A 24742-nucleotide genomic window follows, 5' to 3' on the forward strand; every position below is an offset into this window, starting at 1 on the left:
TGAGCCTCCGTTTTGCGGGGTTACATGCCGTCGTATGATATGCAGCATTAGTTATCCTAATGGTGTTTGCCAATACTTGATTGCTGCCCGTGCACCGGGTTTTCTGCAGCGGACACAAAAGGGCGTTTCGATAAATGACACATACTCTGATCATTGGGGGTGGCGCGATTGGGCTGAGCTTGGCCTATCATTTGACGCGGCAATCGGGCGAAACCGTTACATTGCTGGAGCGGAACCAATTGACCTCAGGGACCAGTTGGCACGCTGCTGGGATCGTTGGGCCATTACGTGCAACGCCGAATATGACCAGATTGGCGATGTATGCCGGGGAATTGTTTCCGCAACTTGAAACCGAAAGCGGTCTATCGACGGGGTATCGCCAAACGGGCGGGTATTGGTTGGCGCGTGACCCTGCGCGCATGGATGAGCTGCACCGGATTGCGTCGCTCGGGCGGCAGTTTGGGTTAACCCCGCAGATTGTTTCACCAGCAGAGATCAATGTTCCGGGGATAGACACCGCTGGCATCATCGGCGGGCTAAGCGTCAAAGAAGACGCCAATGTAAACCCGGTAGATCTGTGTATGGCCTATGCAAAATGCGCCCGTGCACAAGGCGCGGATATTCGGGAAAACACATCGGTTGATTGTTTGTTGGTCGAAGGCGGGCAGGCCAAAGGCGTGCGCCTGGCTGATGGAACCGAAATATTGGCAGATCGCGTTGCGCTTTGCGCTGGGGCGTGGTCGAAAAAACTGGCGGATCGGGCAGGGGTGGCTTTGCCGCTTCAGGCGGTGGAACATATGTATGTGGTGACCGAACCAATGCAGGGGTTGCCCAACCCGTACCCGGTTTTGCGTGATTTGGATCGCGGGATTTATGTCAAAGGGGATGCGGGCAAACTGGTCTTTGGGGGGTTTGAACCCAACGCGAAATGCTGGGATGCTTACGGGCCCGAAGGGGACCGCGCCTTTTTGGAAATGCCGCAAGACTGGGATCAATTCGGCCCGTTTCTAGAGGCGGCGCTGGCGCTTATTCCTGCGCTTGGGTCTGTGGGGATTCAGCATTTCATGAATGGTCCCGAAAGCTTCACCACAGATACGCGCCCTTTGATTGGGGAAACGCCTGAGGTGGATGGCCTGTTCGTGGCGGCAGGCATGAATTCGGTTGGGGTGATGTCCTCGGCCGGGATTGGCCGCGTTTTGGCGGACTGGATGATCGAAGGGGCGGCCCCCATGGACATGTGGGAGGTGGATATCGCCAGAGTTGATCCCCTGACCGCAGCGGAGTCCCACGTACAAACCCGCATGGAAGAAGCGGTTTCAGATGCCTTTGCGCTTCACTGGCCGTTTAAACAGCCAAAGGCCGGGCGCGGGCTGCGCAAATCGGCGTTACATGATCATTGGGCGCGGGTTGGTGCGCAGTTTGGGGTGACCGCAGGATGGGAACGGGGGCTATGGTATGCCGCCACGGATGCAGAAAAAAACCTCCCCTATAGTGTTGGCGAACAGGCTTGGCAGGACATCGTTCACCGAGAGGCGGCTGTTTTGGAAACCGGAGCTGCGCTGATTGACCTGTCGCCTTTTGGAAAATTTGATGTGCGCGGGGCAGGGGCCTTGGATCTGTTGCAATATCTCGCGGCAGGTCAGGTTGATTGTGTGGTTGGGCAGGCGGTCTATACCCCGTTTTTGAACACCAAAGGTGGCATTGAAGCAGATGTCACGATCTTAAGGTTGGGGCAGGATCATTTCCGCGTCACCAGTGGTGCCGCGACCCGGCGCAAAGACTTTGCTTGGTTGCGACGTCACGGGGTGGGGCGCGATGTGGTGATCACGGATGTGACCGACGATGAGGCCGTTATCGGGGTGATGGGCGGCGGATCGCGCGGGGTGTTGGCGGGGCTGTCGGCAGATGATTGGCATGACTTTGCGTTCGCCACCGTGCGCCGAGTTACGGTGGCGGGCGTCACATGTCTGGCGACACGCGTCAGTTTTGTCGGGGAATTGGGGTGGGAGTTGAATATTCCAGTGGCCAAAGCGGGGGCCGTGTTTGACGCGCTGCACGGGGCCGGGGCGCAGCCCTTGGGCCACTTTGCCGTTGATGGGTGTCGGATCGAAAAGGGTTTCAAACACTGGGGGCACGATTTGGGCCCTGATGTAACACCGCTTGAGGCTGGGCTTGGTTTTACCATTGCATGGGATACCGCGTTTTTGGGCAAAGCGGCGCTCGCTGCGCAAAAAGAAAACGGTCTGATGCGCCGCATTGTGATGTTTGAACTGCCGGGGCAGCCGTTGATTTTGCACGATGAACCGATATGGGAAAATGATCGCGTGGTTGGGATGACCACATCGGGCGCACGCGGAGCGCGCACGAAAAAAACGCTGGCGTTTGGGATGGTAGAAATTGCGGTGGGGGAAACCTTATCGCAGACCAGCGCCCGCGCCTTTGAAATTGAAATCGCGGGGCAGATGTATCAGGCAAATGTGCTGATGCGCCCGCCATATGATCCTAAAAATGAACGGATGAAATCATGACCACTACCGCAAACGTATTGATCATCGGCGGCGGCGCGATGGGCGTGTCATTGATGTATCACTTGACTAAGGCCGGGTGGTCAGACGTCGTGCTGACCGAGAAAAATGACCTCACCCATGGGTCAACGTGGCACGCGGCCGGGCTTTGCACCCATTTTGCGCATAACCCCACGATTCAGGAATTGCGGGCGACGTCTGTGCGGCTTTATCGTGATATTCTGCCCGAAGAAACCGGCGATACCTGTGGATTTCACCGCTCGGGCGCGATGCGCATTACGTCAAACCCGGACCGGATGGATGAATTTGCCCATGTTGCGGGTCTTTCAAAATTCACGGGGTATGATTTGCAAATGTTGACCCGCGATGATGTGGAGCGTCTGCATCCATTGGCGCGCACTGAAGGGTTGCTTGGCGGGATATATGAACCGGATGATGGGCATGTTGACCCGACGCTTGCGACCAATGCGATGGCGAAGGTTGCACGCCAAAACGGTGCAACGGTTCTGCGGTATAATCCCGTCACGGCCATTCGGCGTGAAGGTGATATCTGGGTCGTTGAAACGGAAAAAACCACCATTCACGCCCGGCATTTGGTGAATGCGGCGGGAACATGGGGTTGGGAAATTGGGCACATGATGGGGTTGAATATTCCGTCAGTTCCAGTGCTGCATCAGTATTTGGTCACCGATACCGTTAGGGCGGTTGCCGATCGGATCGCGGCGGGGTTGCCTGAACTACCGATGATCCGCGATCCAGAGGAAAGCTGGTACGTAAGGCAGGAGCGTGATGGGTTGATCCTTGGGCCTTATGAGAAGGACGCGCAGCCATGGTCGATTGATGGGTGCCCGCCTGATTTTGGGGCTGATCTGATGCCGCCTGATTTGGACCGGGTTGAGGATATTATTCTGGCCGCGATGGCACGTATTCCAGCACTTGAAACCGGTGGGGTGAAATCCGTGGTGAATGGGCCGATCACCTTTACCCCTGATGCGAATCCTTTGATCGGGCCCGCGCACGGGTTGCAAAACGCGTGGCTCCTAACCGGGTCAAGTATGGGCGTGATGGAAGGCGGCGGGGCAGGGTGGTTTTTAGCCCATTGGATGACCCACGGCGCGCCGCCCATGGATGCGCTGGCGGTGGACAGCAGACGCTTTGGCGCTTGGGCGGATCGGGACTACCGCGTCGAAAAGGCGATTGAGTGTTTTGGCCTGCAATTCGGGGTGCATTACCCGCACGAAGAACGCCCCGCTGCACGCAATAAACGGGTGTCTCCGATTGATGCCCAAATGCGCGAACGTGGCGCTGTGATGGGCGCGGCCTATGGCTGGGAGCGCCCAAATTGGTTTAGCGAAGTTGCCAGTGATGAGGCTGTAGCGTCGTTTCGTCGATCAAACTGGTTTGATGCGGTCGCGCGCGAATGTGGCGTGGTGACAAACGCCGTCGGGCTGGCGGATATGTCAGTGTTTTCCAAATTCGATATCACAGGGCCAGACACGCAGGCCTTTCTGGACGGTTTGGGGGCGAATACCCCACCCAAAGTTGGGCGCGTGGGTTTAACCCATGCTTTGACCCCAGCAGGTGGAACACAATCTGAATTTACAGTCAGCCGATTGGCTGAGGATCATGCATATCTGACGTCGGCTGCTGCGGCTGAGGAAATGGATGATGATCTATTGCGCGCCCATGTTGTGGGGTATGATGTTCAGGTCAAACGCGTGACCGAAGAGTTTGGCATTCTTGGCCTGATGGGGCCAAAATCGCGCGATGTGCTGGCCGGGTTGACGGATGCTGATTTAACAGGCGGTTTTCCGTGGTTTTCTGTGCGCAACATAACGGTGGCAGGGATAAATGTGCGCGCCTTGCGGGTGTCTTATGTGGGCGAACTGGGGTGGGAACTGCATGTAAATGCCACCGATATGCCGGCCGTGTTTGATGCGATTGTCGCCGCTGGTGCTGCGTTTGGCATGGGATTTTTCGGGGCCTATGCGATGAACGCGATGCGGCTAGAAAAAGGCTATCGCGCGTGGGGCGGTGATTTCACGACGGAACGCACGCCTTCGGAATCGGGTGCCGGTTTTTTGGTTAAACCTGAAGGACGTGATTTCACCGGCAAAGCGGCCTTGATCAAACGCATGGCGTCAGAGGACCGTTGGGAAATGGTGTTGCTTGAGGTGGAAACAGATGAGGTTGATCCGTTTTACAGCCACGGTGTTTTGCATAACGATGCGGTCGTTGGCATCGTAACATCAGCCGCGTGGGGGCATCGCACCGGGCGCGCTTTGGCACTGGCCTATCTGCGAAAACGTGGGGTTCGCGAAGGGCTAAGCGTTGAAATCTTAGGTAAACCATACGCGGCAAAGGTTTTAGATAAACCACCGTTTGATCCCACAAACAGTCGGTTGAAATCCTAAGGTGCGCCTCTGGCCCGAGTGATGGGCCAGAGGGCTGTTTCTTTAGGCAGGTTCAGAGTCTTTTGCCTCGGCGTCGATCAGTTTTTGCAAACGCCGACGATACAAAAGCGGACCCGCATCAATCGCAATATCGATGTTGCGGGTGGTTTTTTCTTCCATACCTTTTTGCACTTCGATCAGGATGTCGCGGTCTTCATTGAAGGCGAATTCGACAGAGTCGCTCATGTATTTTGAGACTTCGGCATCATCAGGGTGAACGTTGCGCATCTGGAACCAGAAATAACGCGTTGTGCGTTCATCAACCGGGGTCATGAAGTTGTAGCTGTCCATCTGGAAGTACTGACCTTCGGGCAGGTTGGAGGCATCGCCACCTGTGCCTTTCGGGGTAAAGATCGCCTTAATGTACGCAAGGGATGGATAGCGGACCTCATAGTGTTGTTCGCGGTCGCAGTTGCCCTCAAATGGCACCAGTTTTTTGTAGAATGGCGCGACTTCGACGTCATACATCCAGCGTGACACAATCACGCCAGTGTCTGTGCCCGTTACGGTCAGGGGTTCTTCTTCGCAGGCGGAGTTCCCGAATGAGCTTTGGTGGACCCAGGCAACGTGGCTTGGATCGAGCAGGTTATCCGTGATGTAAAGGTAGTTGCACGGAAACGGGATTGCGTCGCCGCGATTGATACCCCAAGTGGGGTCGTCAAAATGTTCAACGACAAAGATTTTGTCAGGGTCGGCAAGCGCTGGATCGCCCATCCAGATCCAGACCAGCCCATAGCGGCTGACCACTGGATAAGAATGCACGTTGGCAGCGGGCGGAATGCGATCCTGGCCCGGAACACGCACGCAGCTGCCAGAGCAATCAAATGTCAGGCCGTGATAGCCGCATTCAATTTGGTCACCTTTGATCCGGCCTTTGGACAGGGGCAATTTGCGGTGCGCGCAAGCATCAATCAAAGCGACCGGATCACCTGCGAGTGTGCGATAGGTGACGATCTTTTCGCCCAAAACCTTGATCTGACGAGGTTCACGGGTGACTTCGCTGTCCCAAGCAGCGACATACCAAGTGTTGCGGAGATACATGTTTAGCCTCTTCTGTCTGGTGCGCCGGGGGCTACCGGGCGCGGGGTTTTTGATGGATCGGCAGGGTCGTGGCGCAACGCAAGGCTGCGTAAGTGGTTACAAAAAGACTGCGCAAGTGAACGATCCACGACGATATGAACATCGCGCGTGTTGGTCCACCACAAAACACAGTCAAAGTGATTTAGGCGCGTGCGCAGCGCTTTGGTTTGACGCCGGGATTCATCCAGTGGGTCTGCATAGGTATAGTTTGCGATGAAATGCAGCGCCTCAACCCCACGCAGACGCAGATGTGTGTGGCCGTGCGAAATATCAACAGTGGGTATTTCCGCCACCAAAGCGTTGCCAATCGCCCATGCCATGGTGGGCCAAAGCCGCAATACGGCACCGTCTGGGGTAGGTTGATGTGACCCCAAGGGGGCCAAATCGTCTAGCCTATCGGCGCGCGCGTTCACAGCCCGTACAGAAATCTGTTCTTCGTCCAAGCGTAGACCCAAAGGGCCGGGTAAAAATCCCGCGGCGTCAGTCGCGCGGCTGGGGGTCAGGAGTTCAGTCATGTAAACGCTCCCCTTTCGGATCATAAGCACAGGCAGATGTCACGCGCACGCGCACGGATTTTCCAGCAATCGGTGAATGCGCCCAGAGGGTTTCGCCCATACGCTCTTGCCCATTTTCCAAAAAGCCAAGCGCGATGGAATGTCCCAAAATCGGGCTTTCTATGGCGGCTGTCAGGTGACCACACAGGGGGGCCTGGCCTTTGCTATCCAGTTCGGATTGGCTGAGATGGGCCGCGTATGGAATGGATGTTTCGCCATCTTCGGGCTGCAGGCCAACCAATTGTTCGCGGTCTGTCTGCTGTAGGGCAGGGCGGTTTAGCAATGCGCCACCGACGAAGGATTTTTTGCGCGCGACCATACCGCCAAGGTTCAAATCTGCGGGTGTGCGGCGGCCATCAATTTCGGTGCCGATGGATAGGTGTCCCTTTTCGATCCGCAACACATCTAGCGTTTCCAGACCATATGGGGTGATGTCCCATTCAGCGCCTAGATCCATAACGCGCGTCAGCAACGCATCGGCATATCCCGCAGGTGTGTTGATTTCAAAGCTCAACTCGCCCGAAAAGCTGACCGAAAACACGCGAACCGGCAGATCACCGCCAAGCAACCCTTCGCGCACAGAGGCAAACGGGAAGGCTTCAGAAGAGTGGTCAAAATCAGGGGCCAAAGCCGTTAGTAATTTCCGTGCATTTGGCCCGGCAATCGCCAATGACGCCCAATGGTCACTAACTGATGTCAAAGTCACGTCTAATTCGGGCCAATCCACCTGCGCCATTTTTTGCATGTGACGCCAGACAGAGCCGGAATTGGCAGTGGTTGCGGTGACCAGATAGTGATTTTCAGCTAGGCGCGCGATGGTGCCATCGTCAAAAACATAACCGTCTTCGCGCAGCATCAAAGCATACCGCAATCGCCCCGGTTGGATTTTAGCAAAGGCGTTGCAGTACAGCCGCGACAGAAATTCCAATGCGTCGGGGCCTTGGACATCTATTTTGCCAAGAGTCGACATATCCACACAGCCAAGTGAGTTGCGCGTCGCCAAACATTCACGCTTGATCGCTTGCATCATGGTTTCGCCTGCTGTTGGGAAATACCGTGAATAGAGCCAATCGCCTGAGGTCTGAAACACACAGCCCAGCCGTTCAAACCCGTCGTGAAATGGGGTGCGGCGCGTTGGGACCATTTCGTTGCCGACCTCAGCCCCAATCAATGCGCCAATAGACACCGGTGAATAGGGTGGGCGGTAGGTGGTGTGGCCGATTGTTTCAGGGTTTGCGCCTGTGATGTCGGCGATTTCCAAAACGCCATTGGTCCAGCTGGTTTTGCCTTGATCCGTGCCCATGCCAAGTGTGGTGTAGCGTTTGGTCAATTCGATATCGCAGTAGCCCTCGCGCTGTGCCAGTGCCACATCAGATCGGGTAACATCGTTTTGCAGATCAACAAAGGCTTTGCCCGGTCCGGTTTGAAATCCTTGGGCCGGGGCTGGTGTGGCCTCTGGTTGATTAAGGTTGAGATGTTTGTGCATCTCAAGTTCTGCCAAAACCTGATGTGCGGTGGTTTTGCCGTCCGCCAGACAATCAGCCGTTGTCAAAACGCCGCGCGCGCCGCCTGTTGGGCGCATTGGCCCGTCGCTTTGCGGTGGACGTAAACTTTGGGTTTCTGAGGCAAAGCTTAACCGAACGCCCTTTTGTGCAAAGAGATGCGCGGTGGGCATCCAACCGGCCGACATGCAGATCAGATCACAGCGCGCGCTGTGCCGTTTGCCGTTTGCCCCGCGCCAGCTGATGCCAGACACATGCAATCGCCCTGTGGTTTTGGTGATTTTATCACCCGGTTGCAGGGCGGCGACAACGTCGATGCCCGCCTCTTGCAAGGCGGCCATTGTATCGCGGCGTTCTGTTTCATCAGCGACAGCAACCACGGCGCGTCGTCCGGGCGCAACGGCAAAGCGGCGGATATAAGTGCGCACGGCATTTGCCAGCATAATGCCGGGGCGATCATTGCTGGGAAACACCACCGGGCGTTCAATTGCGCCTGCGGCCAAAATCACCCTTTGGGCGCGGATTTTCCACAGTATTGATGTGCTGGCCGAACCGGATTGGGGTGTTTCGACGGCTTGGACCAGCCCGTGATCATATTGACCAAAGGCCAAAGTGCGGGGCATGACGATCACATTGGAAAGCGTGCGTAGCGCATCAGCAGCGTCTTTGGCCCATTCGCGGGCGGGCATTTCATCTATGGTGTCGGCACTTTGCAACAATGACCCGCCAAGGTCTGAATCCTGTTCAACCAAGACAACGGTTGCGCCTGCTTGGGCTGCGGTGATCGCGGCGGATAACCCGGTTGGACCACTGCCAATGACTAATACATCACATTTGCGGTGACGTTTGTCATAAAGGGCAGGATTTGTGCTTGGGTCGACCTGTCCATGACCTGCGGCGCGGCGAATGATTTTTGAATAGGTTTTATGCCACGCATCGCGCGGCCATTTGAAGGTTTTATAATAAAACCCGGCACTGATGGTTTTGCCACCCAACGCGAGCAAAGCCCCGGCGTCGCGATCCAACGCAGGCCAGTTGTTTTGACTGGTGATCTGCAGCCCATCCCGCAGGGTGATTTCGGGTGCCTTTAGGTTTGGCGTGCTGCCTGTGGCATCGGTGACGGTTAGCAGGGCAGAGGGTTCTTCTAACCCTGCAGATACTATCCCGCGTGGGCGGTGGTATTTGATTGAACGCGCAACCAAGTGGCGCCCGTTGGCCAGCAAAGCAGAAGCCACGGTATCGCCGGGATGACCAGACATCTGTTCGCCATCAAAGGTAAAATGCAAGGTTTGGGTCCGGTCAATCAGACCGCCCTGGGGTAAACGTGTCATGGGGTGTCAACCTTTGACTGGGGCGTGTTTGAGTTCAGAATATCGTGGGTGGCTGTGTCGCGTGTGACCTCAATCCAGCTTTCGCAACCGCTGGTGTGGTACCAAAGTTCGGTCATCGGGCCGGGAGGCTTTTGGCCCGCAAAGAATGCGTCACGCCAAACCTGTGTATCCTGATCTAAAGCTGGCAGTGTGCGAGCGGGTCCACCGTAGGTGAATTCGCCTTCGTCGCGGAGGCCACAGTGGGGGCAGGGGATCAATAACATTACCTGGTCTCCTTAATGTAGCCATGGATAGGGGCCGATGCCGCCGTCGTCTTGTTCTGCCCCGGTTTCAAATCGCTCAAGCGCAAAGGGGGCGATCAGGTCGGGTGTTTTGCCGGTGGCCAGAAGCTCCGCCATGCACCAACCGACGGCAGGGGTTGCCTTGAACCCCGCATAACCCCACCCGGCATTGATCATCAGACCTTCGATCGGGGTGCGTCCCACAATTGCGTTGCCATCCATCGGAATATCGGCGGTGCCCGACCAATGCCGCATCAGGCGCAGGCGCGTCAGAAATGGAAACATCTGAACGGCGCGCGCCAGCACATCTTCGATCCGTTCAAAACTGCCGCGCCGGGCGAATGAACTATAGCCATCCGTCGCGCCGCCCAGCACAAATTCGCCTTTGTCGGTTTGGCTGATATAGCTAAGCCCGGCGTTGTAATTGACCACAGCATCGAGCGCAGGTTTTACCGGTTCGGTTACAAAGGCCTGCACGTTGATCGAATTCAGAGGTAGATTGATACCTGCCATACCCGCAACTGCGCTGCTGGCCCCCGCGACAGAAATAAAGGCCTGTTTGCACGCAATCCGTCCTTGGGGCGTTTGAACAGCAGTGATTTTGCCACCTTCTGTTTCAAACCCTGTTGCTGGGCAGTTTTGAAAAATATGTACCCCCGCGGTTGAGGCCTTGCGCGCAAAGCCCCAAGCCACGGCATCATGGCGCACAACGCCACCGGATTCTTGGACCAATGCCCCTGAGATCTCAAAGCGTTTATCACCGGAAAAATCGAGTTCCGGGACCCGTTCCTGTAGGGCCTGACCTGTGAGGATGTCCGCATCGCCACCGCGCAGGCGCATTGCGTTGGCGCGCAGTGTGAAATGTTCGAGTTCCCCATCGGAGTGGGCCAGATCGACATACCCCCGAGGTTCATACATCAGGTTAAAGTTTAGATCTTGCGTTAGGTCCGACCAAAGTTTCAGCGCAAAGTTTTTCAGGCCAAAGCTTGAGTTCAGCAGATAGTCTGAGCGCACAATTGTTGTGTTACGCGCGGTGTTGCCCCCGCCGATCCAGCCGGATTCGATCACTGCGATATTGGTTATGCCATGGTTGGCTGCCAAATAGTGCGCAGTCGCCAATCCGTGGCCACCGGCCCCTATGATGACAATGTCATATGAACTGCGCATGTCGGGTGTGGACAGGATCGCTGGCCAACGTTTGTTCCCGGTAAGGGCATGTGACAGAAGGGATAACCCAGAGTACGCCATTAGGTGAGTCCGCAAAGTTTCAATCTGTGATCACAGTTAGCGAATGTTATGCGAGCTGGCAAGTGGCAGTTTTCTGTTGATCTGTGATCACAGAAGAGTCATAGCTGAGTCGAAATGATGAATTTGGCGGAGGCACCGGGATGGCACAGGTCGCATTAGATCGTATCGAACAAGGCGCGCAAAACCTGCTGTTGAACTGTGCAGGCGCACAGGCAGGTGATCGGGTTTTGTTGGTGGGTGAGGTTGGCGAGAACCTATATTTTGAAACAGAGCTTTGTGATGCCGTGGCGGAAGTGGCTGCAAACCTTGGAATGAAGCCCGAAGTGGTTTTGGCAAAGCCGGTTTCGGATGCGACGGAATTCCCTGAGACTGTCAATAGCGCGATGCAGCGGGCCGACCGAACCATCTTTTTCTCACGTTTAGGGGATCAGGTGCGGTTTTCTTTGCCAGAAGGCAAAGCAAAGGCGGTTATGACTTATACGCTTGGGCGACAGTATTTGGCTGCACCCTTTGCGTCGGCGGATTTCAACGTGATGAAGCAGATGCACGATGCCCTGCTTGATCTGATTTTGAACGCCAAAGAGTACAGTATCACGGGGGCCTGCGGGACAAATTTGCAGAGCCGCATTAAACCGGGTCGTGCGGATGCCGTTGCTGATTTTGCGCTTGAACTGTTTCCGGTGATGATCTTTCCGCCGGTGAATTGCTTTGAAATGAACGGTACTTTGGCGATCAAGCATTTTGTCACCTCTTCCTCTACGCGGGCCTATGAGGATAGCACATTGGTGTTGGATCAACCCATTTTGGCGCGTGTAGAAAATTCGCGGATGGTTGATTTTGATGGCCCGGCCGAATTGGTTGCGCGGCTGAAATCGCAACTCGAACGGGCGGCGGCGTTGACCGGGGGTGATCCGTATTTGATCAATTCATGGCATACTGGGATCAACCCCAATACGTTTTTCGAAGGTGACCCTTATGATGACCTCGAACTGTGGGGCACCGTTGCCTACGGATCACCACGTTACACCCATCTGCACGCCGCTGGCATTGATCCGGGGGATATCGCGTTTCACATGATGGATGCGACAATTTCATTTGATGGGCAGGTTGTGTGGGACGAAGGACGGTTTGTTTTTCTGGACAGGCCGGAAATTCAGGCCATGATGACAGAGGAGCAGCGCGGCTTGCTGAATTCTTCGGTGTTGCACGATATCGGACTTTAAAGGACCAAATGATGCCATCTGCCAATGCGAAAATTGCGTATGTTGATGTGATCCCCCAAGCAGAGGCAACGGGCGATCTGGCGGCAGCATATGACGCGGTAAAAGGGGCGGATGGTACGGTTGAAAACCTGTATCTTGCGATGTCGCAAACCCCAAATGCGATAAAACCTGCCGATGATCATTACCTTGCGCTTTTGCATAATGATGACAGCCCGCTAAAGCCGTGGTTGGCCGAACTGGTTTCGACCTATGTTGCGATCTTGTGTGGCAGTGCATATGCGACGGCCAATCATGGCGAAAACTTCTGCATGTATTACGGCAACCGCGAAGAGGCCGAACAAATTCTGGCGGCACTGCAGGCGGAAACTTGGGAAAGTTTGATCAAAGTCCCAGAAACCCGTGCGGCACTGTTCTACACCAGAAAGCTTTCATTGACTCCTGATCAGATATCGGTGGAAGATGTGAATGCGCTGCGAGAGGCCGGATATTGCGATAAGGGGATTTCCTATATCGTTCAATTGGTCGCCTCATTCGCCTATTGGGCGCGAATGATAAATGGATTGGGAACACAATTGGGCGCTACCGTTGGTTTGAGTAACGCGCAGAGTTCCGTAAACGAAAAGGTGTAGTCATGGGGTTTGTGAAACAATTTCAAAACACAATGTTTCACCGCATGACAAGCCGTTCGCCTTGGCCTTCTTTTGTTGTTGATTGCCGTAGCTCACCTGTTTTGCACTGACTGATACGCCCCTGCATGCGCAGAGAATAAGACATTGCAACGGGCCTTGGCCCGACAGAAAGAGCACTCAAATGACAAATTTGACCAAAGACGTAAAAGACCTACAAGACGAATACAAAGAAAACGGTGTGGTGGTGGTGCGGCGTGCGCTCACCGAACATTGGATTGGGCAACTTCAAGACGCTGTAGAAGAAGAGCTAAAGCGGGGCGACCGGTATTTTGCCTATCGCAATATGCGCAAAAATCCGGGGATATTTCAGGATTTCTGCCTGAATTCCGGGATTGGCCGTGTGGTCGCAGATATTGGCGGGGCTGATTGGTCTTCGTTGGTGTTTGACCAGATGTTCGTCAAAGAACCCGGCACAAAGACCCAAACGGGGTGGCATACAGATCAGCCGTATTGGCCGATCTCAGGGCCGATCATGACAACTTGGATCGCGCTTGATCCGGTGGACAGCAACAATGGCGCGCTCGAATTTATTCCGCGCAGTCACGCGTCGGGTAAGAAATACCGCCCGTTTACCACTGATAAACTTGGCGGGTTTGTGGACTATATGGCCAAAGACGATCCGCAGTATATTGACATGCCCGATTTCGAAGCAGAACGCGAACAGCACGAAATGGTTCATTGGGATCTGGAGCCGGGCGATTTGTTGGCCTTTGACGGATACATTGTGCATTCAGCAATGGGCAACCGGACAACGACCCGCCGGCGCCGGGGCTATGCCGTGCGTTTTGCCCTAGAAGGCGCGCAATATACCCCGAGCCAAGGCGTCGCTGATTGGCTTGAGGATGACACGATTGCCCCGGGCGCGCCTTACAAAAGTGACGCTTTCCCGGAGATTTTTCGCCGTTAAGTTATGATTTGCGCCGGGCCGCTTCGGCCCGGTGCTGTTCCTGCATACGTTGCACTGATGGGCGTGCGCAGACTGCATCCCGGTGGCGGGCGATGTTTGGATAGGCCGTGATGTCGCCATTTGGAAAAATCACATCCCACACAGACTGCATGGCAAGGATGAAGTCCGGCACAGTGATCTGATCCCCAAAGAAGTAGGGGCCGTTTTCCAACGCTGCTTCTAACGTATCCAATACCCCGGCCAGACGTTTCATTGACGCGGCTTTCAGCGCCGCCTGACGGTCGGGTTCTGTGTGATAGAACTCCGGATGGTATTGGATGATCACATCCGGCTGTAGTGTGGACGCCAGATAGTGGAACCATTGCAAAAATGCGCCGCGCCGTGCGTCGCCTGGTTCGATAACCAAATTGGCCTCTGGGTGACGCTCTGCCAAATAAAGCGCGACGGCACCCGTTTCAAACACAGTGCCATCAGGGGATGCCAAAGCGGGTGTTCTGCAATGGGGGCTGGCGGCCAAAAAGGCCGGATCAGGGTTATCGGAGAAGATGTTGATCCAATGCACATCGTAGTCAGCGCCGATTTCCTCAAGCACGGCATGCGCGCTCATGGCGTAGGTGTCAGGGGCGCAAAATAGGGTATAATCTGCCATTTATACGGTGTCCAATATGGCTAGTGTTTTTTCTTTTAGGCGGGCGCGAAGGTCACCTGTGTCTGAGATTTGCCAGTTTTCGATGCCTTCGCGTTGAAATAGGGATGGTATCCACATTTCTGTTTCATAGCGTTCCAGCGTGTGTGGGTCGGTCAAAAAACTATTGTCCTCTGATGCACGTGCAATGACTTCGGTTGCGATCGTGTCTTTGTTGACGATGATCCCGCCGCCAAACGCAGAGGCCATCGCCGCCATTTCATCACAGGCCACTAGCATTTCCATAGATCCGGTGCGGCCGCTGGATAAAACGCCAAGGTTGTGCGTCAATGCGGTGCGCGCAACACTGGTGCCGTGCAACGTGGCGCTGGCTTCGGCAAAGGCTTGGGGGCCTATGTCATGGGCATCGGTGCAGCCTGATCCAACCCAACTGGGAATGCCGAGGTGGCGAAAGACATCTGCGGCACCCAATCCGGCCAAGGTATATTCGGGTGACCCAATCGCCATATCTGCGCGGCGCATATCCATTGGCATCACGGATGATCCTGACATCACGGGTGCGCCGGGTGCCGCAAGTTGGCTAATCACAATCCCGGCGATGGATTCCGCCGTCGCCTGCGTAATCGCCCCCGCAAGGGTCAGCGGACACGCCATGCCGGGGAAGATGGCCGGGTAACACACAACAGGAAGGTTGAGGCGCGCCGCCATGATCAAGCGCTGACAGGTTTCCCCGCCGAGTTTTAGCGGTGAAACTGGTCCAACCAGATCGAGCCCAATAGGCTTATCGGCCAAATTGCCCATCCCACCGACACGCCTGCCCATTTCTTTCCAGATCTTACGCACGCCATGTTCGTCATGGCCGGTGAAAAAGATTGGCTTCTTTGTGGTATCCAAAAGCGCACGCGCACTGGCGAGGGCCTCTTCTTCGGCGTTCATGTCGCTGGGATACCCAAGGGCGGCAGCGATATCGATATGCGTCAAGGCCTCTTGAACGCGGCCATGGTCGGAAATGTCGGACAGCACGCAAGGGCGATATTCATCGGTGCGCGCATCCAAAACCTGTACGCAGTTCACGGCTGTTCCAAAGCGCGCGATTTCATCATCGGTCGCAAAGGCGAAATCACCGTTTTGGTTGTAAAACCGAATTGCGCGCGGCACCGTTTCTAAGGCCCGCCGGATCACGTCTTCGGTGTAGTAAATGCGATCTGCATCTTCGCGACATCCCGCAGCAACGAGCATTGCTCGGGATTCGACGTCTTCGACTAACATTCCAACGGTGTTTAAAACCTCAACAACACCTTTGAAAATTTCCTCTGCACCTGCAGCGTTTATTGTTTCAAGAGCATTGCGTCGTGGTGGTCGAACAGCTGCTGCACGGGTTGCGGTACGGCGGCGGCTACGAGAGCGGACTGTCATTATTGATTCCTATATTGTGAAAAAAAAGGGCCAGCAAATTGTGCTGGCCCAGTCAGAGAGAGGTATAATTACTCGTCGATCCAAGCTGTCCTTGCACCTTGGTAGAACCCAAGTGGTCCGGCGCCGCTTGGTGTGATGCCCTGAACCTCAGAGCGCGCAGCATCTACAAAGTTCCGGAAGCCTAGCGTTGCGTGGCCGCCGTCATCTTGCAGCATAACCTGCATTTCACCGTACATTTCCTTGCGTCTGTCGAAGTCATTTTCGGAGCGTGCTTCGATCAGGAGGCGCTGGAAGTTTTCATTGTCCCACTTCGTTTCGTTCCACCCTGAGGTGTTGGAAAACGCGATTGAGAAAATTAAATCTGGGATAGGACGTGGATCCCAGCCGGATGTAATAATGGGTTTTTGAATCCATACGGCAGACCAAAAACTATCAGCAGGCGGATTGATCACACTGAGATTGATGCCTGCGGCCTGAGCACTTTGTTCAAGGTGCTGTGCCGCAGCCAACGCACCCGTTCCGGCAACATCAGAGCCATAGATTTCAATCGGTGTATTTTCGAGACCAGCCTGACGAATGTGGAATCTCGCCCGTTCTGGATCATACTCGCGCTGCGGAATGTCCGCATTGTAGTATGGGTCAATTGGTGAAAGCGGATGGTCGTTGCCGACACTGCCCAAACCCTTAAGGACGTTGTCAACGACCCCCTGACGATCAATCGCATATTTCAGCGCAAGGCGAACGTCGTTGCTTTCGGTTGGGGCGCGATCCATCATCATCGCAAGGTTGATAAACGCACCACTTGGGGCATTAATCGGATAAGTGACACCAGAGTTTTCAATCAGTCGGTAAGCTTTTTGATCCAATTGAATCATGGCGTTAATGTCACCAGCGATCAGTGCGTTGATGCGGGCGGTGTTGTCACCGATTCCGATGACTTCCAATTCATCGACATAAGGTCCGTCATCACCCCAATAGTCATCATTACGTGCGAAAACGTAGCGATTGCCCGGTGTGAATTCGACAACTTTGAAGGGCCCTGTGCCTACGGGAGTACCGGTGAAGTCTTCGACGCCATCTTTGGTGACGTGGACACGGGTGTCTGACAGCAACATCGGGAAATCTGAGTGCGGCGCATTGAGGTTAAAGCGAACCTGTAGCGGGCCCAGTTTGTCGATACTGGCGATTTGGCTCATGAATGATTTTGACGGCGCTTCACTTCCTTCGCGGAAGTGACGTGTCATGGAATAAATAACATCATCTGCGCCAAAGTCGGACCCGTCGTGGAACGTCACACCTTCGCGTAGGTTAAATACCCACTGAGAAGAATCCGCATTTGGTTCCCAGCTTGTTGCCAGCCATGGTTTTGCTAGTAGGTTTTCATCGCGGTTGACCAGATTATCGTAAACCGCGTAGCCCATCAGAATATTGGATGTGCTGAAGTATTTTGTGGGATCAAGGCTGTCTTGAGCCTGGGATGCTTCGGCACCAATAACGAGGCGCCCGCCGCGTTTGGGCTGACTTGCTTTGGCTTTTCCGGCTGCTAAACCGCTGATGACAGTGGCCGATGCACCGGCCGCTGCCAATGTACCCATAAACCGCCGTCGCGAGATTTTATTGGCTACATATTGCTTGAAGAGATAATCGTTGAACTTGTCGTCGGACATTCGCGCTTCTCCGCTGTTGGACGGTCTGATTTGTGGCCGCCATTGGCTTTTTGCGGGCTGTTTTCAGCCCTGCTTCATTCATTGTGCTTAAACTGTGATCACAGAATCACTCATAAATCAAGCATCTTTGATCACAGATTGCGAAGGGGGCGTTATCGGTGCAAACGCTGGATTCCGATTCTTTTTCAGGCTAACAATCAGATAACCTGATGTGAGAAATTAACGATGGACAAAGCGATAAACCCGGAAAAAGATGGCTCAGAGAACCTGAGCGCTCAGATTTACGCTGATCTGAGATTGAAGTTAATCGTCGGAGAGCTCAGGCCGGCTGAGAGCCTTTCGATTCGAACGCTTGCTGAGAAATATAACGTTTCAGCGATGCCCGTTCGGGAGGCTTTGCGCCAATTGGCGTCAGAAAATGCGCTAATCGGCGTCGCGAAAAAAGCATACCGCGTGCCAGACCTGACGTCGGATGAAGCTGCAAACCTATTTTTTCTACGCGCTGTTTTAGAGGGTGCGGCCGCCGAAGTCGCTGTGGCCAATATCAAAGAAGCAGATTTTACGCTGCTGTCACGTTTTGTTGATGACATGGAAAAAACGTGGGCAAAGCGGGATTGCTCGGCCTTTTTACTTTCGAATTTTCATTTCCACCGCCACGTCTATTCGCTTACCGGAAACGGTGCGCTTCAGGATATGATTGAGGCGCTTTATGTGCGCACCGGGCCTTGGTTGGCCCTTGGGATTGTTAATCTAGAAAACCCGGACCATTGGATGGGTGAGCATCCAGAAATCATCGCAGCATTACGTGCTGGCGATGCAGCCGAGGCGCGGCGTTTGACCGAAGAAGACGCGCGCTGGGGGATGCAGTTGTATCGCGAATTGGGATAAAAAATCTTCCGACGTTAAAATAATCTCTTGCAATGAATTCAAACTGTGATCACAGTTAGCCTCATTCTCCGGCCAGGTTGGCCTAGCGCGAAGGGGGAGTGGGATGAGTCTGTGGGAAATAGTGCGGCACCGATTGGTGCTTGGGGTGGGCACATTGTTGTTCGTCTCTGTCTTGGTCTTTGTTGGGACCGAGATTTTACCGGGCGACGTCGCCCACGCCATTTTAGGGCAAAATGCTACGCCAGAGCTACTGGACCAAGTGCGCGAACGCTTGGGATTGAATGAGCCTTTACATGTTCGCTACTTTGTTTGGCTGACGAATTTTGTATCGGGTGATTTTGGGGCTTCCTTGGCCAATGGTGCTGATATTGGCACTGAGGTCGGACGCCGTGCCAGCAATACGCTTTTGTTGGCGCTTAGTACTGCGGTGATCGCTGTGCCTTTGGCGATTGCATTAGGTCTGGCTGCTGCAGTTAAACCGGGTGGGTTGGTGGACCGGGCGATCACTTCAACATCTTTGATGCTGATTTCGTTCCCTGATTTTCTGGTTGCTGTGGTTCTGGTCACGATATTTGCGATCAAACTACGCTGGCTACCAGCAATTGCGTCAATCCGCCCAAGCTATGACGTGTTCGATTGGATACGCGTTTTAATCCTGCCGGTGACGGCGCTGACCTTTACAATTTTGGCCCATATGGTGCGCATGACACGCTCGGCTGTTTTGAATGTGCTGAGCAGCCCAGCGATTGAAATGGCAATCTTAAAAGGAGTGCCACGTCGTCGGTTGTTGTTGCGTCACGCGCTGCCCAATGCGTTGGGTCCGATTGTGAACGTAGTGGCGTTGAACCTAGCGTATTTGATCAGCGGCGTTGTCGTCATTGAAACCCTGTTCAACTTCCCCGGATTGGGGCGCTACATGGTTGAGGCTGTCACGAACAGGGATGTGCCGATCGTACAGACCTGCGCGATGATCTTTTGTTCTTTCTATGTCTTGTTGAATATGACGGCCGACATCTTGTCGATCATGGCCAATCCGCGTGTGAGGTATAAGAAATGATCGTTGAAAACCGAACTTGGACAGGTGAACTGCGCGAAGCCGTTTCTGACCTGACGCCGGGTGTGGCACTGTGTGTTGTCTTTTTGATCACGATGTTTTTCGTGGCGATGTTTGCACCGTGGATTGCCCCCTATAATGAGGCTGCCATTCTGACCAACGAAAGCTTTAGCCCCCCGAATGCCGAAATGTGGCTCGGAAGTGATTATCTGGGGCGAGATGTTCTATCGCGTTTGATCTACGGGGTGCGTGTGACGTTGTCTCTGTCGCTGATCATCACGCTGCTTTCATTCTTTTCAGGTGTTGGGCTTGGCTTTTTGGCGGCTGCGTTCGGGGGCCGCACTGACATGTGGATGAGTCGCATCAACGACGCGATGCTGAGTTTTCCATCGTTGATGTTGGCGCTGATTGTGATCAACTCGCTTGGGTCATCTTTTGTAGTGCTGGTGTTTACGCTTGCCTTTATTGACATGACGCGGGTGTTTCGTGTCGCGCGGGCTTTGGCCGTGAATATCATGGTGATGGATTATGTCGAAGCCGCTGTTGTGCGAGGCGAGGGCAAGGGTTGGATCGTTTGGCACGAAGTTCTGCCCAATACGCTGACACCGCTGGCCGCTGAATTTGGTATCCGATTTACCTACGCGATTTTGTTTATCTCTGCGCTGTCGTTCCTTGGGCTTGGTGTGCAACCACCACAATCCGATCTGGGCGTGATGGTCAAAGAGAACATGCAGGCGCTTTTGTATGGGGAATACACAACCCTTTATCCCGCCTTTGGGATCGCATTCATCGCTATTTCCATGAACGTTTTTGTTGATTGGCTGCTGCAGCGGTCCAACGCAAAACTGCCAGATGAGATTTGATATGTCAGAACCGCTTTTGAAAGTCCGTAATCTTGACGTGTCGGTCTACGATAAAAAGGGTAAACCTTTTAAGATCGTTGATGGCATTTCCTTTGATGTGCAACCGGGCGAAGTGATCGCTTTGATCGGGGAATCCGGGTCAGGTAAAACAACGATTTCGCTGGGGTGTATGGGATACACACGACCCGGCTGTCACATCACCAACGGGACCGTCGATCTGGGCGGCACGCAGGTGCTGGATCAGTCGTTGCCAAAACTTCAGGAATTGCGCGGAAAGGACATCACCTATGTCGCGCAGTCCGCCGCGGCATCGTTTAACGGTGCCATGACCATTGATGCACAGGTTACGGAAATTCCGGTGATCACCGGGGCGATGTCACGCGAAGATGCCTTGGCCAAGGCGGCGCGCCTTTACAATGATTTGGAACTTCCTGATCCTGACAATATCGGAAAACGCTATCCGCATCAGGTGTCAGGGGGGCAGTTGCAACGCCTTATGGCGGCGATGGCCATGATTAGCGGTCCGCGTCTGTTGATCTTGGATGAACCCACCACCGCGCTTGATGTAACAACACAGATCGAAGTGCTGGCGAGTTTCAAAAAACTGATCAAAGACAACGACACCGCAGCGATCTATGTGACGCATGATTTGTCACTTGTCGCGCAGGTGGCAGATCATATTCTTGTGCTCAAAGATGGTCAGATGGTTGAATACGGCACGACGGATCAGATTATTTCCGACCCTCAGCATGATTACACAAAGGCCCTGATGGCGGCGGCGCATTTGATGCCCGACGAAATTCACGCACCGCCTATAACCACCACTGAAGAAACGCCATTGTTACAGGTGAAAAACGTGACAGCAGGTTACGGGGCGAAGCAAGAAATTATCGCGTTACGCGACATTGATCTGACCATTCACGCAGGGGAGACTGTGGGTGTGATTGGTGAATCCGGGTCAGGTAAAACCACTTTGGGCCGATTGATTTCTGGGCTTATGGGGGCCAAAAACGGCAGCGTGCATCTGAATGGTCAGCAGTTGGCGCAAAGCGTTGGGCAGCGGTCCCGTGATGAATTGCGGCAGATTCAGTTCGCGTTTCAGATGGCGGATGTCGCGCTGAACCCTCGTCAAAAGCTAAACAAAATTTTAAGCCGCCCGATGATGTTTTATCGCGGCCTGTCCCAGTCAGAGGCAACCAAAGAAGTTGCGCGCCTGTTGGAACGTGTCGACCTACCCACAGAATTCGCATGGCGGTTTCCGCCAGAATTATCGGGTGGCCAGCGCCAGCGGGTCAATCTTGCACGGGCCTTGGCGGCAGAACCAAAGCTGATCATTTGTGATGAAATCACCTCGGCGTTAGATACGATTGTGGCGCAGCAAATCTTGGACCTGCTTGAGGATCTACAAGACGAATTGGGCCTGAGCTATATGTTCATCACCCACGACATCGCGACGGTATCCAAAATTTCAGAACAAATCGCGGTGATGCGTCATGGCCGGATTGTTGCACAGGGATCGGTTGATCAGGTTCTAACGCCGCCTTGTCATGACTACACGCAACTGCTTCTGAACTCTGTGCCGGAAATGCGCACGGATTGGCTTGATGAGGCAGTGGTAGAGCGGCGCAAACTCGTTGCTGCATTGGATGGGAACTGACGCGGTATCGCGTCGCTTCAGCTGACACTGAAACCTGAGCCAAAGGAGGCCCCGATGAATAAACCGTTCAAGCTGATGATGGAAGAAACTTGGGCAGGGGCCCTTTGCGATCCTTTTTCGCAATCAGGTATCAAGTTTCAGGAGATCAGCAATGGCATGTCGCTGCATTGGCCGTCAAAACGGCAACTATGACAAAAACACAAATTTTGTAACCACCCACCGGCAGCACGGCAACGGCACGGCCAAACCGGGGGTGACATCATGAAGTCTACAGCACGGGTTGTTGTGATCGGTGGCGGCGTTGTCGGTTGCTCGGTCTTGTATCATCTAGCGAAAAATGGCTGGACTGATGTTATGCTCATTGAGCGCCAAGAGCTGACCTCGGGGTCAAGCTGGCACGCGGCAGGCGGTTTGTTTACAGTTGTGCGTCCCAATTCTGCGGCGGAAATGCACCGCTATACCTTCCAGATCTACAGTGAGTTGGAAGAGCAAAGCGGGCAGGCCTGTGGGTTTCATTCTACAGGTGGGATCAATGTGTGCCGCACCCAAGACGAAGTCGACAGCAACGCGATGATGCAAAGTGCGTGTCGCCGTTTAGGGATCGAGGGACATTTCATTTCGCCCGAAGAGGCCAAGGAAAAAGCCCCCGTTTTAAACACCGATCATATGATCGCGGCGTTCTGGGAAGAAGAGGGCGGGCATGTTGACCCGGCCTCGGCCACGCAGGCCTTTGCGGCGGCCGCCCGCCAGATGGGGGCAACGATCCAACGCCACACGCCGGTCATCGCAACCAACCAGCGCGCGGATGGAACGTGGGATGTTGTGACAGAAAAAGGCACGATCCACGCGGAATACATCGTGAATGCTGCGGGCCTATGGGGGCGCGAAGTGGGCCGCTTGGCCGGGGTTGAATTGCCGCTCATGCCTGTAGAGCACCACTATCTGGTGACGGAAAACATCCCGTTGATCGAAAATCTGGGCTTTGAATTGCCACAGATCAACGATAACGAAACCGGCTCTTATGCACGGCAAGAAGGCATGGGAATGCTGTTGGGGGCTTATGAAGATAAGATGACCCATTGGGCCAAAGATGGCACGCCGCAAGATTTCGGCCATGAATTGCTGCCAGACAATCTGGAATGCATGGAATGGAACTTTGAGAAATCCGTGGAAATCATGCCTTGTCTGGGTGAGGCTGGTGTCAAACGCGTGATCAACGGGCCGATGATTTTCTCCCCTGATCTATCACCTTTGATCGGTCCGCATCCCGCTTTGCGGAATTATTTCTGCGCAAATGGTGTGATGGCTGGGTTTAATCAGGGTGGTGGTATTGGTCGTGTCTTGGCCGAATGGATCATTGGCGGTGAACCTGAAATTGACATTTTCAATTGGGATGTCGCGCGGTTTGGCAAATGGGTAGATGTGAAATACACCGAAGACATGACGCGGTATTTCTACGAAAAACGGTCTGAAAAAATCTTTCCTTATCAGAGTTTTGATGTGGCGCGCCCGCAGCAAATGTCACCTGTTCATGATCGGCTTGCACAAGAAAATGCTGTGTTTGGCACCGGGTTTGGCAGCGAACACGCCACATGGTTCGCCCCCAAAGGAACCGAGGCAAAAGACAGCCTGACCTATCGCCAACCCAACTGGTGGCAACCTGTCGCCGATGAGGGCAAGCGCGTGCGCAATGGCGTTGGTCTGTTTGAATTTTCCGATATGGCAAAATTTGAGGTGTCTGGTCCAAATGCGCAGGCCTGGCTCGACCGGATCATGACAAATCGGATTCCCAAACCGGGCCGCATGACCCTGAGCGGGATGTTGTCGGACACCGGGCGCCTGCAGGGGGATTTCACAATTTCCAATTTAGGAAATGATCGCTTCTTGGTTGTTGGCTCTTACGTGATGCAATTGGCATTTATGCGGCATTTCAAAAAATACCTGCCCGCAGATGGCGTGGATTTGCGCAATGTATCGGATGACTTGGCCGGTTTGCATATTGCGGGGCCAAACGCGCAGGCGTTGATCAGCCAATTGGCAGAGCGGGACATGGATACCGCCAATTTCCGGTTCATGGATGTGGATACTCTGACACTTGGCGGGGTTAGTGACATCACAACTTTGCGGGTCTCTTATACTGGCGAAACGGGGTATGAGCTTTATATGCCGCGCGACAAACAGGCTGCGCTGTTCGACATTCTACGGGCTGAGGGTCAGGCGCTTGATTTATCGCTATCGGGTTTGCGTAGCCTGATGATGTTGCGACTTGAGAAAAGCTTTGCGGCATGGGGAACGGAGCTAAGCTCTGATTACTTCGCCAATGAATGCGGAATGATGCACCATGTGAAACTGGACAAAGGTGAATTTGTGGGGCGCGAAGCGGTGCAAAACTACGCACCAGCCCGCGAACGGCCGATCACCTTAACCGTTGATGCCGGAGACTGTGCAATTTGGGGGGATGAAGCCGTTTTCCTAGATGGTGAGCCTGTTGGTTATGTCTCTTCTGGTGGATGGGGGCCGGTGACGGATCAGCACATTGCGCTTGGCTATGTGCAGCCTGATGCCTATCGTGAAGGTGGAGAATATGCGGTTGAAATATTTGGGAAGCTGCGGCCAGCCCAACTTCAACCAAAGCCACTATATGATCCAACCGGCGCGCGGATGCGGGCCTAATAGGATAAAACAAAACCATGAGCGATAGGATCGAACCAATCATTCACTCGGAAACTTGGGTTGGCGTGTTGGGGGATTATTCCCC

General features: G+C 54.2%; 19 protein-coding genes. 11 read left to right on the plus strand and 8 right to left on the minus strand.

Annotated elements, in window-relative coordinates:
* Positions 1–134: 134 nt before the first annotated feature.
* Complete coding sequence (locus tag G9C99_RS14705) at positions 135–2528, plus strand: GcvT family protein (RefSeq protein WP_166418281.1); 2394 nt, start codon at positions 135–137, stop codon at positions 2526–2528.
* A complete protein-coding gene (locus tag G9C99_RS14710) occupies positions 2525–4939 on the plus strand; it encodes a GcvT family protein (RefSeq protein ID WP_166418282.1) in 2415 nt (804 codons plus the stop codon). The genes G9C99_RS14705 and G9C99_RS14710 overlap by 4 nt, the downstream gene beginning before the upstream one ends.
* Before the next feature lie 42 nt (positions 4940–4981).
* Here the strand turns inward: G9C99_RS14710 and G9C99_RS14715 are convergent, their stop codons facing one another.
* Genes G9C99_RS14715 through G9C99_RS14735 form a run of 5 tightly spaced genes read right to left on the minus strand, consistent with a single transcriptional unit; the run spans position 4982 to position 10974 of the window.
* Positions 4982–6019, minus strand: a complete 1038-nt coding sequence (locus tag G9C99_RS14715) for an aromatic ring-hydroxylating dioxygenase subunit alpha (protein ID WP_166418283.1) — start codon at positions 6017–6019, stop codon at positions 4982–4984.
* A gap of 2 nt (positions 6020–6021) precedes the next feature.
* Positions 6022–6573: a hypothetical protein gene (locus tag G9C99_RS14720; RefSeq protein WP_166418284.1), complete on the minus strand. Its 552-nt coding sequence runs from the start codon at positions 6571–6573 to the stop codon at positions 6022–6024.
* A complete protein-coding gene (locus G9C99_RS14725; RefSeq protein WP_166418285.1) occupies positions 6566–9445 on the minus strand; it encodes a 2Fe-2S iron-sulfur cluster-binding protein in 2880 nt (959 codons plus the stop codon). The genes G9C99_RS14720 and G9C99_RS14725 overlap by 8 nt, the downstream gene beginning before the upstream one ends.
* On the minus strand, positions 9442–9708 hold the full coding sequence (locus tag G9C99_RS14730; RefSeq protein ID WP_166418286.1) for a sarcosine oxidase subunit delta: 267 nt from the start codon (positions 9706–9708) through the stop codon (positions 9442–9444). The genes G9C99_RS14725 and G9C99_RS14730 overlap by 4 nt, the downstream gene beginning before the upstream one ends.
* 12 nt (positions 9709–9720) lie before the next feature.
* Entirely contained in the window at positions 9721–10974 is a 1254-nt protein-coding gene (locus tag G9C99_RS14735; protein ID WP_166418287.1) for a sarcosine oxidase subunit beta family protein, read from the minus strand.
* A gap of 140 nt (positions 10975–11114) precedes the next feature.
* Here G9C99_RS14735 and G9C99_RS14740 point away from each other — a divergent pair, with 140 nt between their 5' ends.
* The 3 genes from G9C99_RS14740 to G9C99_RS14750 all read left to right on the plus strand — a co-directional run bounded on the left by G9C99_RS14740 (position 11115) and on the right by G9C99_RS14750 (position 13793).
* Complete coding sequence (locus tag G9C99_RS14740; protein ID WP_166418288.1) at positions 11115–12197, plus strand: hypothetical protein; 1083 nt, start codon at positions 11115–11117, stop codon at positions 12195–12197.
* An 11-nt stretch (positions 12198–12208) separates the two neighbouring features.
* Positions 12209–12826 carry a carboxymuconolactone decarboxylase family protein gene (locus G9C99_RS14745; protein WP_166418289.1) on the plus strand — a complete coding sequence of 206 codons (618 nt, stop codon included), beginning with the start codon at positions 12209–12211 and terminating at the stop codon, positions 12824–12826.
* A 181-nt stretch (positions 12827–13007) separates the two neighbouring features.
* Positions 13008–13793, plus strand: a complete 786-nt coding sequence (locus tag G9C99_RS14750) for a phytanoyl-CoA dioxygenase family protein (RefSeq protein ID WP_166418290.1) — start codon at positions 13008–13010, stop codon at positions 13791–13793.
* 1 nt (position 13794) lies between these two features.
* Here the strand turns inward: G9C99_RS14750 and G9C99_RS14755 are convergent, their stop codons facing one another.
* The 3 genes from G9C99_RS14755 to G9C99_RS14765 all read right to left on the minus strand — a co-directional run bounded on the left by G9C99_RS14755 (position 13795) and on the right by G9C99_RS14765 (position 17522).
* A complete protein-coding gene (locus tag G9C99_RS14755; protein ID WP_166418291.1) occupies positions 13795–14442 on the minus strand; it encodes a glutathione S-transferase family protein in 648 nt (215 codons plus the stop codon).
* Positions 14443–15855 carry a trimethylamine methyltransferase family protein gene (locus G9C99_RS14760; protein ID WP_166418292.1) on the minus strand — a complete coding sequence of 471 codons (1413 nt, stop codon included), beginning with the start codon at positions 15853–15855 and terminating at the stop codon, positions 14443–14445.
* A 68-nt stretch (positions 15856–15923) separates the two neighbouring features.
* Positions 15924–17522: an ABC transporter substrate-binding protein gene (locus G9C99_RS14765; RefSeq protein ID WP_166418293.1), complete on the minus strand. Its 1599-nt coding sequence runs from the start codon at positions 17520–17522 to the stop codon at positions 15924–15926.
* Between the two features lie 225 nt (positions 17523–17747).
* Here G9C99_RS14765 and G9C99_RS14770 point away from each other — a divergent pair, with 225 nt between their 5' ends.
* The 6 genes from G9C99_RS14770 to G9C99_RS14795 all read left to right on the plus strand — a co-directional run bounded on the left by G9C99_RS14770 (position 17748) and on the right by G9C99_RS14795 (position 24657).
* Entirely contained in the window at positions 17748–18410 is a 663-nt protein-coding gene (locus G9C99_RS14770; protein ID WP_166418294.1) for a GntR family transcriptional regulator, read from the plus strand.
* Between the two features lie 103 nt (positions 18411–18513).
* Entirely contained in the window at positions 18514–19467 is a 954-nt protein-coding gene (locus tag G9C99_RS14775; protein WP_166418295.1) for an ABC transporter permease, read from the plus strand.
* On the plus strand, positions 19464–20327 hold the full coding sequence (locus G9C99_RS14780; protein ID WP_166418296.1) for an ABC transporter permease: 864 nt from the start codon (positions 19464–19466) through the stop codon (positions 20325–20327). Before G9C99_RS14775 ends, G9C99_RS14780 begins: the two co-directional genes overlap by 4 nt.
* Position 20328: 1 nt before the next feature.
* Complete coding sequence (locus G9C99_RS14785) at positions 20329–21984, plus strand: ABC transporter ATP-binding protein (RefSeq protein WP_166418297.1); 1656 nt, start codon at positions 20329–20331, stop codon at positions 21982–21984.
* A 54-nt stretch (positions 21985–22038) separates the two neighbouring features.
* Positions 22039–22176, plus strand: a complete 138-nt coding sequence (locus G9C99_RS14790) for a hypothetical protein (RefSeq protein ID WP_166418298.1) — start codon at positions 22039–22041, stop codon at positions 22174–22176.
* 69 nt (positions 22177–22245) lie between these two features.
* A complete protein-coding gene (locus tag G9C99_RS14795; RefSeq protein WP_166418299.1) occupies positions 22246–24657 on the plus strand; it encodes an FAD-dependent oxidoreductase in 2412 nt (803 codons plus the stop codon).
* The last annotated feature ends 85 nt before the right edge of the window (positions 24658–24742 follow it).

It is taken from the genome of Cochlodiniinecator piscidefendens (genome assembly GCF_011326755.1).
Lineage (GTDB): Bacteria > Pseudomonadota > Alphaproteobacteria > Rhodobacterales > Rhodobacteraceae > Cochlodiniinecator > Cochlodiniinecator piscidefendens.

Excerpts from the sequence above, each read along its gene's own strand:
- G9C99_RS14720 (WP_166418284.1), bottom strand. The coding sequence starts at position 6,573 with ATGACTGAACTCCTGACCCCCAGCCGCGCGACTGACGCCGCGGGATTT.
- G9C99_RS14780 (WP_166418296.1), top strand. The coding sequence starts at position 19,464 with ATGATCGTTGAAAACCGAACTTGGACAGGTGAACTGCGCGAAGCCGTT.
- G9C99_RS14740 (WP_166418288.1), top strand. The coding sequence starts at position 11,115 with ATGGCACAGGTCGCATTAGATCGTATCGAACAAGGCGCGCAAAACCTG.
- G9C99_RS14785 (WP_166418297.1), top strand. The coding sequence starts at position 20,329 with ATGTCAGAACCGCTTTTGAAAGTCCGTAATCTTGACGTGTCGGTCTAC.
- G9C99_RS14765 (WP_166418293.1), bottom strand. The coding sequence starts at position 17,522 with ATGTCCGACGACAAGTTCAACGATTATCTCTTCAAGCAATATGTAGCC.
- G9C99_RS14775 (WP_166418295.1), top strand. The coding sequence starts at position 18,514 with ATGAGTCTGTGGGAAATAGTGCGGCACCGATTGGTGCTTGGGGTGGGC.
- G9C99_RS14730 (WP_166418286.1), bottom strand. The coding sequence starts at position 9,708 with ATGTTATTGATCCCCTGCCCCCACTGTGGCCTCCGCGACGAAGGCGAA.
- G9C99_RS14725 (WP_166418285.1), bottom strand. The coding sequence starts at position 9,445 with ATGACACGTTTACCCCAGGGCGGTCTGATTGACCGGACCCAAACCTTG.
- G9C99_RS14790 (WP_166418298.1), top strand. The coding sequence starts at position 22,039 with ATGAATAAACCGTTCAAGCTGATGATGGAAGAAACTTGGGCAGGGGCC.
- G9C99_RS14705 (WP_166418281.1), top strand. The coding sequence starts at position 135 with ATGACACATACTCTGATCATTGGGGGTGGCGCGATTGGGCTGAGCTTG.
- G9C99_RS14735 (WP_166418287.1), bottom strand. The coding sequence starts at position 10,974 with ATGGCGTACTCTGGGTTATCCCTTCTGTCACATGCCCTTACCGGGAAC.
- G9C99_RS14795 (WP_166418299.1), top strand. The coding sequence starts at position 22,246 with ATGAAGTCTACAGCACGGGTTGTTGTGATCGGTGGCGGCGTTGTCGGT.
- G9C99_RS14755 (WP_166418291.1), bottom strand. The coding sequence starts at position 14,442 with ATGGCAGATTATACCCTATTTTGCGCCCCTGACACCTACGCCATGAGC.
- G9C99_RS14770 (WP_166418294.1), top strand. The coding sequence starts at position 17,748 with ATGGACAAAGCGATAAACCCGGAAAAAGATGGCTCAGAGAACCTGAGC.
- G9C99_RS14750 (WP_166418290.1), top strand. The coding sequence starts at position 13,008 with ATGACAAATTTGACCAAAGACGTAAAAGACCTACAAGACGAATACAAA.
- G9C99_RS14710 (WP_166418282.1), top strand. The coding sequence starts at position 2,525 with ATGACCACTACCGCAAACGTATTGATCATCGGCGGCGGCGCGATGGGC.
- G9C99_RS14715 (WP_166418283.1), bottom strand. The coding sequence starts at position 6,019 with ATGTATCTCCGCAACACTTGGTATGTCGCTGCTTGGGACAGCGAAGTC.
- G9C99_RS14745 (WP_166418289.1), top strand. The coding sequence starts at position 12,209 with ATGCCATCTGCCAATGCGAAAATTGCGTATGTTGATGTGATCCCCCAA.
- G9C99_RS14760 (WP_166418292.1), bottom strand. The coding sequence starts at position 15,855 with ATGACAGTCCGCTCTCGTAGCCGCCGCCGTACCGCAACCCGTGCAGCA.